Genomic DNA, 13,768 nt, shown 5'->3' on the forward strand with positions numbered 1-13,768 from the left:
TACGGGCCGTAAGTAATCCATAGATGCAAATGTCAGATCGCGATGCGCCTGTTAGGGCGCGGCTGGCAAGAGAGCCTTATAGGCGCATATGAAAAACCTCCGGCTATGCCGGAGGATATTTATTTATGTTGCACCCTACCTTTTCCGGTGACCAGAATTACATCACTCATACCCTTAATAAAATCGCTTGCACCAATCTTATTCAACCTGAGTCGATATCACAGGGACATATCTACTCAACTATTTCATAATGCACCAGATAGCCATTGGAATAAACACCCCATAAACTGCCATCTGAAGAAGAAATAAGCTGTTCGTCATATCCAATATCCTCAATTTGAATATCAGTTGCAATTTCGCTAATAATACCTTCCGCCGTAATATTACCGATATAATGGGCATTCTTTTCCGTAAACCATATTGCGCCATTGCGATCGGCAACAATACTTTTGGGATACATATTAACCAGCCCCTCGCTATATTCGGCGATATCCCCGGTTGAAGGATCAATCCTGCCTATCGCGCCATGACCTACCCGGGGATCGGTAAACCAGATCTCGCCTTCTGACCCACTTGCAACACCGCCGAACATACTTGACTGCGACAGCGGCTCACCATAAACACGGATGTCATTACTGACCGGATCGAGTTCATCCAGGGTTAGACCCGACATGGCGGCATACCAGATCTTGCCGCTGTCATCCGTGGTGATCGCTTCGGTTGGCGGCTCCAGATTGGTCGTAAGCTGTAAATAGTCAGCAAATTCACCGCTTTCAGGGGAGTAACTCATGACACCAAAGCGGATCTGCTCACTCTCCGCCTCAAAAGATCTGACCGTAAACCAAATGACATCGTCCTTTTCCTGACAGGTAATTCCATTGATTTGTCGCCCGGCAGTATTGAGTGGAACCGCCAGTTCACTCACCTCACCAGACGCAGGGTCAATACAACCGAGCGCCGCATTGTTATTCTTGATCACATAATAAAGCTTCCCCATTACCGTCGAGGCCATATTTCCGACCGCCGTTTTAGTGGCGGTTACACTTTTTACTTTCTCTGCAATACCGGTCTTGGGGTCAAATTTAAATAGCGCATAGGATCCATTATTATCAGGACTGCTCATCCATAGGCATCCGGCATTATCAATTGCCACACCGGCCAATGACGTACTGGAATCAGGGGTAATTCTAAATACGCTGGTGACAACTTGATTATCTGTACTGAGGGAGATCATGTTTTTTCCTTACTTGACGTGTCTTTTTAATTGACAACTCACCGACCAAAAATACTTTCGTATTACGGCAATCGTGTTTTCATATTTGTGATTGGAATAAACCTTACGACCAACCTACTATGAGTGGAATCATCTTATTTGCTTTTATCGGCGTTATAATTCACCGCTAATTCTATGCTGATATTTATTGTTATTGCGCGAGTACAAATTCAACATTATCCTTTCCTGATGAAAACCCTGCGAATACCCATAGCCCTGCAGCAAGCAGTGATGCGCTGCCTGCGGGAAAAACTCCTGATCGCCAACCAGCGATTGGATAGCCAGTATCCGGAACCGAAAGTGCTGTATCAGCAACGCGGTACGTCGGCGGGCACCGCCTGGCTAGAAAGATGGGAAATCCGCCTCAATCCGGTGTTACTGATTGAAAATGAGCAACTTTTCATTGAAGAAGTGATACCGCATGAACTGGCCCATCTGCTGGTACACAAGCAGTTTGGTCGGGTAGCGCCACATGGCAAACAGTGGCAGTGGATGATGGAACAGGTGTTGAATATTCCTGCGAGGCGAACGCATAAGTTTGAAGTCGCTTCAGTGCAAAGTAAAACCTACGGCTACCACTGCGATTGCCAGGTTCATCAACTGACCGTGAGACGGCACAATCGTGTGCTGCGCGGTGAAGCGGAGTATCGTTGCAGGCAGTGTGGGAAATTACTGCGCGCACAAGAAGACTAGGCAGTCGGGACGCAGTCAACGCTGCCTGCAATTTGCAGTATGATGGGTTTGCCTGTCATCATTACATCCGTTAATCTGTCTGCTTTTAAAAATCAGGCAGTTTTGGAATATGTCTCGCAAAATCTGGTTCGCCCTTCTGCTTTCAACCGCTTTACTTCCCCTTTCTGGCTTCAGTAAAGATATCAATAACTTCACGCAAGCCAAGGCGGCAGCGGCCAAGATCAATCAGGACGCGCCCGGGGATTTCTATTGCGGTTGTAAAATCGAATGGCAGGGCAAGAAGGGAATTCCCGTTCTGAACTCCTGTGGTTATCAGGTGCGCAAGAGCGCACTGCGGGCAGAACGGATTGAGTGGGAACACGTCGTACCTGCCTGGCAGTTTGGTCACCAGCGTCAATGCTGGCAGAACGGTGGCCGGAAGAATTGCACCAAAGATGAGGTCTATCGCCAGATGGAAAACGATCTGCATAACCTGCAACCGGCGGTGGGTGAAGTGAATGGCGACCGCAATAATTTCATGTATAACCAATGGAATGGTGGCGAAGGCCAATATGGTCAATGTGAAATGAAAGTCGACTTCAAAGGCAAACGCGCCGAACCGCCTGCCCGCGCCAGGGGTGCCATTGCCCGAACCTATTTCTATATGCGCGATCGCTACGAGTTACGTCTTTCCAAGCAACAAACCCAACTTTTTACCGCCTGGAATCGCCAATATCCGGTCACCTCGTGGGAGTGTGAGCGCGATAACCGCATCGCCAATGTTCAGGGCAACCATAACCCTTACGTTCAGCAGGCTTGCCAGCAACGAAAAGGCTAACCTACTATAGAGCCTGTCCAGCGCGTTGCCCGGCGACGCGCCTTATTTTAGTCATAGGATCGTTATACCAGCATGCGAATCCCGCGAATCTATCACCCCGAACCTTTGGTTGCGCACGGCGAAATTGCGCTAAGTGAAGACGCGGCCAACCACGTTGGCCGAGTTCTGCGCATGAATCAAGGCCAATTGATTCAACTTTTTGATGGCTCTAATCAGGTGTTCGACGCTGAAATTGTCAGGGTCGACAAGAAAAGCGTGCTGGTGAAACTGGCCGAGGGTGTTGAACAGAATCTTGAGTCACCGCTCGACTTACATCTCGGTCAGGTGATCTCGCGCGGTGAAAAGATGGAATTCACCATTCAGAAGTCGATCGAGCTGGGTGTGAGTATTATTACACCGCTCTTTTCCGAGCGCTGCGGCGTAAAACTGGATGGCGAACGCCTGACGAAAAAACTGCAGCAGTGGCAGAAGATCGCGATTGCTGCCTGCGAACAGTGTGGCCGGAATAAGATCCCCGAGGTGCGCGATGCGATGTCTCTGGAGGTCTGGTGTGCAGAGCAGGACGACAGCCTGAAACTGAATTTGCACCCCCGTGCCCAGCAGAGCATCAATACCCTGCCGCTGCCCGTCAATAAAGTTCGTTTACTGATTGGTCCTGAAGGGGGATTATCTTCGGATGAAATCGCCATGACCTCTGGCTATGGATTTACTGATATCCTGTTGGGGCCACGCGTACTGCGTACAGAAACCACAGCACTCACCGCAATTACTGCCTTGCAGGTACGTTTTGGTGATTTGGGTTAAAGGAGAAATAAATGATTAAGCTCGGTATCGTGATGGATCCAATTCCCTCCATCAACATCAAGAAAGACACCAGCTTCGCGATGCTGTTGGAAGCACAGCGTCGCGGATGGGAATTGCACTATATGGAGATGGATGATCTCTATTTACGCGGCGGCGAAGGTCGTGCCCGCACCCGTACGCTCAGCGTGGAGCAGGACTACAACGAATGGTACCGGTTCGGTACTGAGCAGGATCTGCCTCTGGCCGATCTCGACGTTATCCTGATGCGCAAAGATCCGCCGTTTGATACCGAATTTATCTACGCAACCTATATCCTTGAGCGTGCAGAAGAGCAAGGTACGCTGATCGTTAACAAACCGCAGAGTCTGCGCGACTGTAACGAAAAGCTGTTCACCGCCTGGTTCGCGGATCTGACGCCAGATACGCTGGTCAGCCGCAACAAACAGCACATCCGTGAGTTTCACCAGCAGCACGAGGATATCATCCTCAAGCCCCTCGATGGTATGGGTGGCGCGTCGATTTTCCGCGTGAAAAAAGACGATCCAAACCTTTCCGTGATCATCGAAACCCTCACCGAACACGGCAACCGCTATTGTATGGCACAGAATTTCCTGCCAGCCATTAGCGAAGGCGACAAGCGTGTTCTGGTTGTAGATGGTGAACCTGTGCCTTATTGCCTCGCGCGGATCCCGGCCCAGGGTGAAACCCGTGGCAACCTGGCCGCAGGAGGCCGCGGTGAAGCGCGTCCGCTGAGCGAAAGCGATTGGAGGATTGCCCGCACGGTAGCGCCGATCCTGAAACAGAAAGGGTTAATCTTCGTGGGTCTGGATATCATCGGTGACCGTCTGACGGAAATTAACGTGACCAGTCCAACGTGTGCGCGTGAAATCGAAGCGGCATTCCCGATTTCGATCACTGGCATGCTGATGAATGCTATCGAAAAACGTCTCGCGGTACGCTAAAACCCGATAAAATCGGTGGGAAAACACTGGCTGCATTTTCAGACTGTAGCCAGTGACATACTTCCCGTTTACCCGCATAATTGTGGCTGTCTTCTTTTTATACAAGTTAAACGCCAATCATAATGAATTTACAGCATCACTTTCTCATCGCTATGCCTTCGTTGGACGACCCGCAATTCAGGCGCTCGGTCGTCTATATCTGTGAACATACGGAAGAAGGGGCAATGGGTCTGGTGATCAATAAACCCGTGGATCAATTTACGGTCGAAGGCGTTTTGCACAAGCTCAAAATTCTGCCTGCCGAGCGCGATCCTGCCATCCGGCTCGATAAACCGGTTTTCTCTGGTGGTCCGTTGGCCGACGATCGCGGTTTTATTCTGCACACCCCGCGCGAAGGGTTCGGCTCCAGCATCAAGATTTCGCCGGACACCATGATCACCACATCGAAAGACGTTCTTGAAACATTGGGAACGCCAGACCAGCCGCAGGACGTTCTGGTCGCACTCGGCTATGCCAGTTGGGATCAGGGCCAGTTGGAAAAAGAGCTGCTGGAGAATGCGTGGCTCACCACTGAAGCCAACACCGATATTCTGTTCCATACCCCTATCGCCGATCGCTGGCGCGATGCGGCTAAAATGCTGGGTATCGATATCTGTAATATCGCCAGCCAGGCAGGCCACGCCTGATGAAAAACCGCACCATTATCGCTTTCGACTTCGGCACCAAAAGTATTGGTGCCGCCATTGGCCAGGAAATCACCGGTACCGCCCGCCCGCTCACCTCTTTCAAAGCGCAGGAAGGTTCACCTGACTGGCAGAAAGTGGAAAAAATATTGAAGGAGTGGCAGCCGGATCTGGTGGTTGTCGGTCTCCCCCTGAATATGGATGGAACCGAACAGCCGGTCACCGCGCAGGCCAGAAAATTCGCCAACCGCCTGCATGGTCGTTTCGGCGTACAGATTGAGTTGCATGATGAACGCCTGAGCACCGTGGAGGCACGCTCCCATCTGTTCGATCGCGGCGGCTTCAAGGCGCTGGACAAAGGCAGCGTGGATGCTGCATCCGCAGTGATCATTCTCGAAAGCTGGTTCGATCAGCACGCAGATTAATATCGGGCTGGTCGTGCACCGACTCGCGTTTTCATCCCCTCTCCACCATGGCCTTTTTCTGCCGTAAACCTGATACGCTTAACCCGACAAAAATCCCTCTTTGACCCGCTGCGCATGGCTCTGTTCAAACGTCTGCATGCCCGCTTGCGAGCCGGTTTGCAGGATATTCGGCAGTTGATGGGTTTTGCCTTCGCGAATCAGATTGCTGACGGCTGGTGTCGCCGTCAGGGTTTCAAAGAGCGCAATACGTCCCCCCGATGGGCGTGGGCACAGCTTCTGCGCAATGACTGCCCGCAGGCTTCCCGCCAGTTGCGCCCGCACGAAGGCTTTCTCCTCCGCCGGAAAGACATCAACCAACCGGTCAACAGCCTGCGTGGCACTGCGGGTATGCAGCGTCGCCAACACCAAATGCCCGGTCTCCGCTGCCGTCAACGCCAAACGGATCGTCTCGGCATCGCGCAACTCACCGAGCAGAATCACATCCGGGTCCTCACGCAGCGCGGCGCGGATTGCCAGCGGGAATGAGTGCGTATGCAGCCCCAGTTCCCGTTGCTGAATAAGGCAACGGGCGCTGGTGTGCAAAAACTCAATTGGATCTTCCAGCGTCAAAATATGTCGTTGTTGGTGATGATTCAGATAATCGATCATTGCTGCCAGCGTGGTGGATTTCCCGCTTCCCGTCGCTCCCGTGACCAATATCAGACCATCCTCTTCCTGAATCCATTCACTCAATGGCGGCGGGACCTGCAATTGCCCAAGCTGCGGGCAGAGAAAAGGGATCGGGCGCAAAGACGCCGACAAACCCCGCTGCTGCTGAAAAAGATTCACCCGCAGTCTCGCCCCTTGCGCCAGCGTTACCGCCAGATCGATCTGCCCATGTTGCTGCAAATCGAGCTGCTGATGCTGGTCGAGGAAACGTGAACAGAGCTGTTCCATCCCGGCAACCGTCACCAACCCAAAAGATTCACAGGGGACCAACTCCCCATCGACACGTAACATCGGCAGATGACCGGTACAAAGGTGCAGATCGGAGGCATTATGCTTTACACTAAAAACCATAAATTAAACTACTAAAGACTACAAAACCAATGGCATAATTTACATAACAAACTATTTTATAATAACTTATTTTTTATTTACCATTTTTTATGGTCTCATCAAATCCCACTAAAAACCACTGAATCCTACATTTTATTGTAGGTCAAAATGTAGCTTGTAAGTTTGCCTATGGTATAATGTGTGTCATACAGCAGTGACTTACATATGGAGCTAACTAGGTGGAAAAAACAGAGAAAAAACCACTGTCAACCAAAGCCATTGAAGCCATGAAACCCGGTGACAAAGACAAGGCTGATACTGGCGAAAACCGGGGATTGCGGCTCACTTGTGGCGCTACCGGCATTAAAACTTTCTTTTACCGTTATACCAGTCCCCTCACACATAAACTCACCCAAGTTAAGATCGGTCACTTCCCTAATGTCTCGCTAGCGCAGGCTCGCGCTGAACTACAAACGCTAAAGCAAGTAAAAAATGAAGGTCGCTGTCCTGCCAGTGAACTGAAAGCTGAAAAACACCGCAAACAGCAAACGGAATTGGCAGCACAGAAGACTGTTTTCACTGTTAAAGATTTAGTTGAACTGTACTTGACTCAACATATTGAAGATCGGCTAGGGAAAGATGGGAAAATTATTCGAGGTTCCCGAAAGTTGAAAGGGCAATATACGGCCCGCAGGACTCTTACGAAGGATATTGTTGATAAAATCGGCAAAAGACATGCGCAAGACATTACTCGTAAAGATGTGCTTGATCTCATCATGACGGTAGTTAAACGTGGAGCAAACACACAAGCCGGTATTGTTTTGAGAGAACTCTGCTCAGCTTACGAGTTTGCTCTCGGTCTTGGGAAATTAGACGAAAATTTTGCGAACCCAGCGTTGTTGGCAAAAGCAAGCTTGGCTCAAGCGAAGATAAAGCTCACTTCCAAACCCGGTAAGCGTTTTTTGTCTAAGGATGAACTAACCCAGCTAGTCAACTGGCTGCCCGGTTCTACCTACCCCGCTAATGTTAAAAATGCTTTACGACTGACTCTCTGGACAGGCTGCCGCTCAGGAGAAATATGTGCTGTCGCCTGGAAGGATGTCAATCTTGAAGACGGCACAATACACTTACGTGAAACCAAAAGCGGAATTGGGCGCTATGTTCAGTTGTCTCAGCAGGCCATCCAGTTTCTTCAGCAATTACCATCAAAAAATGAAACCCATCTATTTTCTTCACAATACAGGCATACCCCTATCGTTCAAGAGTATCTAAACGTTGCTGCCGGTATACTGCGAAAAGAAGGAAAAATGCTTGATATCGACCACTGGACACCGCACGATCTACGTCGAACCGTGCGCACTGGTTTGGCTAGTCTTGGATGTCCCAATGAAATTGCGGAGGCCGTGTTAGGTCATTCACCCAAAGGGGTCATTGGTGTTTATAACCTGCACACTTACGATAAAGAATGCAAGGCCTGGCTGCAAAAATGGGCGGATCACCTCGATACCTTGTAGGTATGATTTTTCGCCCCTTAGCCTTTTAAGTGACCATTCTGGCAAAAAATTATTCATCGACTGTTTGTTGACTTGGACGTGGTGACGACAATGCTGTCACTCAATCCAAGCGGCCAATTTCTAGCCCCCTGTTGGCTGGAGCCATTTGAACTCCAGAGGTTCTTACATCAATTAAGGGACCATGCTGCGAATTATACCCATGACTGTATAGATACCAAAATATTATAGAGGGACCAGATGATGATTAACGATGAGTGCTATCGTCCAGCAGTCCAATCCCTTTTATCTATCATAGTCAGACAAAAAATTAACAAACTGGCGTTGATTGTTCAGGGGAATTATTTTTAGGGAGATAATTTATGAGCGCCTCTTGAGCAATAGCACTAACACTGCGCAGGTCTTTTCTGGTTCCGTTACACCCCAACCCCCTATGACCCTCCGGGATTTGTCAGCAAATCGTTGAGTGAAACACCATTCTGTTGCCGGTTTTTAAGGTCATTCGACAGCCCTTTAGCCTGGCTCAAAAGTCTTGCACGTTACGCACGCTGGTAGCGGTCGCCAGTTGCGATTTATAGGCATTAAGTCAGCAAAGCGCGTCATCCTGCGGTTTTGTGTTCGAAGTGATGAAGAAATGTAACGCTGTGTTCCTGCTAGCTATTGGGGGGTGCTGCCGTGTCGGCACAAACGGCAACCGTGATGCACACCGATAGTCAGCACCCTGCAACTAAATTAGGTACCGAGCATCAAGTGGTTATCTGGATGCACCGGAGGTCGTCCAACGAGAAGCGTTTGGTGCGCTGTCTTCTGGCCCTCACAAGGATTCAATAATTTTATGAAAAATAAAGGGATTATTCATTGAAATCCACTCCGATACTGACATTTAGATATAGCTCTGACGCAATGCTAATCTGCGGCTAATAATAATTGATCAGGAACACGGCTTTGCCGTCTGCTGTTCCCGGTGTCACCATGGCGTCTGTCTGGATATAGCGGGCTACCAGAGGGATCTTGATTTCTGTGCGGCCATCTTTTGGTATTTGAAACAACTTCTCTGTCGCAAAGTCAAACAAGGCGGGGCTACCGCTGGCACTCCCCCAGCCCACCTGAATACCGACACCCAAGGCGGCACCAGAGGAAGATTTATCCGTGGACATGATCCCTCTGGGCGAATCAATGACCGATGTCGAGGGGGTTAATCTTACACCGACGCTGTTGCTGGTAGAATTTGCGACCAAACCCTTACCCGTACTGTAATCAAACATGAGTGTGCTGTTAGCAGCATTATAAAAACCGTAGAAGGCGGGGCAATTGGTCAACACAATAGAGGCATCAACCCACGGGGTCGTGGAGTCGATATCGGTAAAATATTGCCGTTTCTCATAGCTCCCCATATCAACATTCACATCCGGCGTTTTACAGGTCTGGGTATTCACCGCCATTTGTCCCTGAAACTTGACGATAATCGCCTTGATGGGTAGCCCAGATGATGTTGTCGGATGACTCAGCGGATTAGTAACAGTTATATTGGCGCTGGGCAGTTTCGCTGCTTCGAGGTTATAACTTCCCGCTCTCATGGTACCGATTTTAATTAGCGAGACATAGATGTTATTATCAGCCAAATAAGGCCGATAATACCCGCTCTCTATCGAAGCGTTATAATCGCCTGGGTATTTATATACCGGTTGACCCACTGTTGCCCCCTGGCCACCATTGCTTTGAGAAATTGCAATACCTACGCCTTCAATACCCGTCTCGTACACCGTGCCACCAAAAGGACTGCCTGCCCATGTTGAAAGCCCCTGAGGGGCATTTTCAATACCCCATGCAACATTAAGCCAAAACGAGGTATTCACAGGTGATGCGCAACTTATGACACTTTGACCAACGATAGCACCACTATACCATCGCCCCTGATAAATCACCGTCCCCACGGGAATATCCGCACCCGCTGAAATATTGGGTGGGCTCAGTTGCACGATATCGGTACGCGGTGAACCATTCGCCGGCGAACAAGTGATCGCCGCCCACGAAGTTTCAGAGGCGGCCATAAGTAAAAGCAGCCCGAAAGTACTCTGTATTATTCTCTTCATTGGGTTCCCCTTAGTCGGCCTCGTAATCGGTGTTGAAACGTTGAATGGTCAAGTCGAAACTGTTTTTGGCTCGCGGCATCAGCCTCTAACCCACGTTGCACTGCGCTTCGCAATTTTGGCACTCCACTTCACCTGCAACCAACCCTTATTTTCCGCCACCCGTGTATACAACTACCCGCCGTGACCCACCGAGCCCATATTGTTGCCTTTGCTGTCGAATACGCTGACGCCAAACGGTATCGGACTACCATCATTCAACGTCGTGGTGATGAGTGGCAGGTACGCCCATCACCAAGCGAATGAAGCGACTAAAACAGACTTTTTCATAGGTAACTGGTCTTTTAATGATTGATAAAAAGTGTCGGAATAAAATCTTTATATGTCCCTACACAGATGTGCTGATGCAACTCATCGATCATTCAGACTGTTTTTCTATATATTCCACAAGCAGCATTGTAATGATTTATTAGAAAGACGAGTTCAGTTAAAAAATAATCTAATACAATAAATTTCAGGTCTGTTTCATTCTAAGTATATTGACTGTGACATGGCAATAATTTTGATGTTGGCGCAGGGAAAGTGTTTTATGAAATTTAAATGCCGTCATTTATGGCGGTCAATAGACTTTGCGATATGCTAGATGCGTGAGGGTGAAACATACTCACGTGTTTGATATATATCGAGTTTGTTTTAATCGATTAATTTAAATGCCAAGTCGTAGCAGGGATAATGTAAGCATAGCAAAGAATATTTTCCTGAAATAATCAGTATTATATATTGGGGTTCGGTATATTACCTTTACATTATACTCGGAATTTTTAAAGTATTTTTTTGCGCGACGTCTCTAATGATAAAAATTTTGCATTGAATCAACAGGAGAGCATGAAAAAGTGTGGGGCAATCATCGAATGGGTTGCCTGCTGGGCTAGAATAACCAGCATCATTCCATAACAATTCCCGTTACCCGGCTATGAAGATTTACGTCATCAAAATCGCTGTTCGTGGAGTCAGTCCCATGGTCTGGCGTCGGCCAAGAATCGCAGCTGATACGTCACTGGCCGCGCTTCACTTCATTTTTCAGATCGTGCAGGGCTGGGGCGACGACCACCAGTTTCATATTTATGGCAAAGATTACGGTATTTCTTACGACGGGGGCATCGGCTTTGTGGATAACCCGTTCCGGATCGTGATTGATGATTTCGCTTTTGGTGCCGGCGATCGCTTTACCTATGAATACAACTTCTTTGAGCACTGGCTTCATGGCATTCGTGTTGAAGCTGTCCATGAAGATTCAACGCTGAGAACGCCATTTTGCCGGGATGGCCACGGCATGCCAGGCGCGACACCTGCAGACGAAATGGATAAAACTCTGGCGCTGCTGGATGCCATCGATCACGCTGATGAATCAACAAAGGTTGGCGATATCCGTAAATACGTAAATGCTCTCGATGCTGTCAGCTTCAACCGACAAAAAGCGAATGTTCAACTGAGTAAGCTGGATTTAGCTTCTCCCGCCCTGGAGCCAGAGGTTATCTGGCTAAGCCCACGCCAGTGATGATTGTTGCCCCGTACTCAAACTTTCAGGTGGTTCCTGCGTACAATCTCTATTAACGCTATGACATTAATGCATGCCAAAAAGGTCGACGTACTGTTCTGCGTCTACCTCTTTTTGTAAATGTTTTGAATACGCTGTGTCAGTCATTAATCAGCCTTTATCCATTCATCGGTGGTTTAACCCTGAAATCTTATCACTTAGCTGGGGTACACCCTATTGCAATAACGTAACCTGTTCAAAAAACAGGCTTACCGTACAATATTGTCCGAATCCCAAACTCACCCCCTATTAGTGGCAGCACACCGACCAAACTGGTTAAAATTAACCCACTCATGCGGTTACCTTGGCAATATCCCTCCCAGTTCAGGCTAAAAAATAGGCTTAGCGAATGAAAGGGTCTTCCCCTCGATCTGGTTACTGTAACCATCTTCCGTGCCATCATGGGGAGTAACCAAAATATTACAGGGGAATCATTATGGCCGTTGTAACTGTTGGAATCGATCTCGCAAAAAATGTCTTTGCCGTTCATGGCGTTAATAAAAATGGCAAGTCTGTCCTGGTAAAACCGAAAGTAGTCAGGTCAGCTCTGCCTGATCTCATTGCTAATTTACCTCCTTGTCTTATCGGTATGGAAGCCTGCTCTGGCGCTCATTACTGGGCAAGGCTTTTCAGACAGTTTGGTCATGATGTTCGACTTATGGCTCCCAAATTCGTATCCCCCTATCGCATGGCGGGTAAGACCGGGAAAAATGATGCAGCTGATGCTATAGCTATTTGTGAGGCCGTACAGCGACCAAATATGCGCTTTGTGCCAATCAAAGACGAAAGCCAGCAAGCAATGCAGTGCTTACACAGGACGCGGCAGGGCTTCATCGAGGAGAAAACAGCAACGTATAACCGCCTGCGGGGCCTGATATCTGAATTTGGTATTATTGCACCACAAAGCCCAGACGCACTGCGTCACATAGTGTCTGATCAGAAAGAAGAACTGCCAGCGCAGGTCAGGCAATGTGTCGAAGACTTACTGGAACACGTTACCAGCATTGAAGATAAAATTGCAGTATATGACCGCATTTTATCCCGTGTGGCCAAAACGGATCTCCGCAGCCAGAGGTTGATGGAGCTGAAAGGTATTGGCCCTACAACGGCCTGTGCGCTGGTCGCCAGTATTGGTAACGCGCATGATTTTAAGAATGGGCGCCAACTGGCTGCGTGGCTTGGCCTGACACCATCGCAATATAGCAGCGGTGGTAAATCAAAACTTGGCAGAATAACGAAAGCTGGGGATTCATATCTGAGAACTCTGCTGGTACAGGGAGCTCGCTCTGTAATGATAGGGGCAGAAAAAAGAATGGACTCGTTTAGTCGTTGGGTCTGTTCGCTAATTGAGCGTCGGGGATACTGGCGTGCTGTCGTTGCAATTGCAGCCAAGAATGCGAGGTTGTGCTGGGCATCACTATATTACGGTGATGACTTCAGGCTGTATTCAGCGACTTGATAAAACTTACCTGAGAACTAACTGAGCTGTAACTCGTTGATGGTAAAGGGTTAGACCCCGTGAGAAATATCTGTATATCCTACTGGATATCACTATCCGATTAGCGAGGGAGAATCTCACGAGCGTCTTTCATCAGGGTCCGAATTGATAGCGATTCAGCGTGACCGTTTATAGTAGCGCAGTCTTATCCCTTTATTTCAGTGATGGTTAGGCAGAAAAAAACCAACAAACCGGCGTTGACTGTCCGGGGAAGCCCTTATAGTAGGATATTTAATGAGATGGTCACTCTCTCCTTCACAGCAGTATGCTGAGAGCAGGCTTAAACTGGAGAACCATCATGGAAAACATTGCGCTCATTGGTATCGATCTGGGTAAAAACTCTTTCCACATTCATTGTCAGGATCGTCGTGGGAAAG

14 protein-coding genes are annotated in these 13,768 nt (G+C 48.7%); 10 read left to right on the forward strand and 4 right to left on the reverse strand.

The window, feature by feature from the left end; all coding sequences use genetic code 11:
* Positions 1–232 precede the first annotated feature (232 nt).
* Positions 233–1,234, reverse strand: a complete 1,002-nt coding sequence (locus DRI82_RS22945; RefSeq protein ID WP_114196210.1) for a Vgb family protein — start codon at positions 1,232–1,234, stop codon at positions 233–235.
* Between the two features lie 228 nt (positions 1,235–1,462).
* Here DRI82_RS22945 and DRI82_RS22950 point away from each other — a divergent pair, with 228 nt between their 5' ends.
* From DRI82_RS22950 to ruvX, 6 genes are all read left to right on the forward strand, one after another.
* Positions 1,463–1,966 (forward strand): SprT family zinc-dependent metalloprotease, encoded by a 504-nt coding sequence (locus tag DRI82_RS22950; RefSeq protein WP_114196221.1) that lies wholly within the window; start codon positions 1,463–1,465, stop codon positions 1,964–1,966.
* Between the two features lie 109 nt (positions 1,967–2,075).
* Positions 2,076–2,783, forward strand: a complete 708-nt coding sequence (gene endA, locus DRI82_RS22955) for a deoxyribonuclease I (RefSeq protein WP_114196211.1) — start codon at positions 2,076–2,078, stop codon at positions 2,781–2,783.
* A 72-nt stretch (positions 2,784–2,855) separates the two neighbouring features.
* On the forward strand, positions 2,856–3,587 hold the full coding sequence (rsmE, locus tag DRI82_RS22960) for a 16S rRNA (uracil(1498)-N(3))-methyltransferase (RefSeq protein ID WP_114196212.1): 732 nt from the start codon (positions 2,856–2,858) through the stop codon (positions 3,585–3,587).
* Positions 3,588–3,598: 11 nt separating this feature from the next.
* Positions 3,599–4,549: a glutathione synthase gene (gshB, locus tag DRI82_RS22965; RefSeq protein WP_114196213.1), complete on the forward strand. Its 951-nt coding sequence runs from the start codon at positions 3,599–3,601 to the stop codon at positions 4,547–4,549.
* A gap of 122 nt (positions 4,550–4,671) precedes the next feature.
* Positions 4,672–5,235 carry a YqgE/AlgH family protein gene (locus DRI82_RS22970; RefSeq protein ID WP_114196214.1) on the forward strand — a complete coding sequence of 188 codons (564 nt, stop codon included), beginning with the start codon at positions 4,672–4,674 and terminating at the stop codon, positions 5,233–5,235.
* Complete coding sequence (ruvX, locus tag DRI82_RS22975; protein WP_114196215.1) at positions 5,235–5,657, forward strand: Holliday junction resolvase RuvX; 423 nt, start codon at positions 5,235–5,237, stop codon at positions 5,655–5,657. Before DRI82_RS22970 ends, ruvX begins: the two co-directional genes overlap by 1 nt.
* A 78-nt stretch (positions 5,658–5,735) precedes the next feature.
* Here ruvX and DRI82_RS22980 read toward each other — a convergent pair whose 3' ends face one another.
* Entirely contained in the window at positions 5,736–6,716 is a 981-nt protein-coding gene (locus DRI82_RS22980; RefSeq protein WP_114196216.1) for a type IV pilus twitching motility protein PilT, read from the reverse strand.
* A gap of 218 nt (positions 6,717–6,934) precedes the next feature.
* Here DRI82_RS22980 and DRI82_RS22985 point away from each other — a divergent pair, with 218 nt between their 5' ends.
* Complete coding sequence (locus tag DRI82_RS22985; protein WP_281269805.1) at positions 6,935–8,209, forward strand: tyrosine-type recombinase/integrase; 1,275 nt, start codon at positions 6,935–6,937, stop codon at positions 8,207–8,209.
* A 914-nt stretch (positions 8,210–9,123) separates the two neighbouring features.
* Here the strand turns inward: DRI82_RS22985 and DRI82_RS22990 are convergent.
* Together DRI82_RS22990 and DRI82_RS24835 are read right to left on the reverse strand one after the other, a co-directional pair.
* Entirely contained in the window at positions 9,124–10,299 is a 1,176-nt protein-coding gene (locus tag DRI82_RS22990; protein WP_114196217.1) for a fimbrial protein, read from the reverse strand.
* 171 nt (positions 10,300–10,470) lie between these two features.
* Positions 10,471–10,578, reverse strand: a complete 108-nt coding sequence (locus DRI82_RS24835) for a FimD/PapC C-terminal domain-containing protein (RefSeq protein WP_114196218.1) — start codon at positions 10,576–10,578, stop codon at positions 10,471–10,473.
* 736 nt (positions 10,579–11,314) lie between these two features.
* On the opposite strand from DRI82_RS24835, the gene DRI82_RS23000 reads away from it, so the two are divergent.
* From DRI82_RS23000 to DRI82_RS24470, 3 genes are all read left to right on the forward strand, one after another.
* Positions 11,315–11,854: a plasmid pRiA4b ORF-3 family protein gene (locus DRI82_RS23000; protein ID WP_245956914.1), complete on the forward strand. Its 540-nt coding sequence runs from the start codon at positions 11,315–11,317 to the stop codon at positions 11,852–11,854.
* A gap of 475 nt (positions 11,855–12,329) precedes the next feature.
* Positions 12,330–13,352, forward strand: coding sequence for an IS110 family RNA-guided transposase (locus DRI82_RS23005; RefSeq protein WP_114196220.1), 1,023 nt, complete (start codon positions 12,330–12,332; stop codon positions 13,350–13,352).
* A gap of 337 nt (positions 13,353–13,689) precedes the next feature.
* Positions 13,690–13,768, forward strand: a 79-nt coding sequence (locus tag DRI82_RS24470; protein WP_225624926.1) for a hypothetical protein, incomplete at its 3' end; no start/stop codon positions are given.

It is taken from the genome of Edaphovirga cremea (assembly GCF_003332275.1).
Lineage (GTDB): Bacteria > Pseudomonadota > Gammaproteobacteria > Enterobacterales > Enterobacteriaceae > Edaphovirga > Edaphovirga cremea.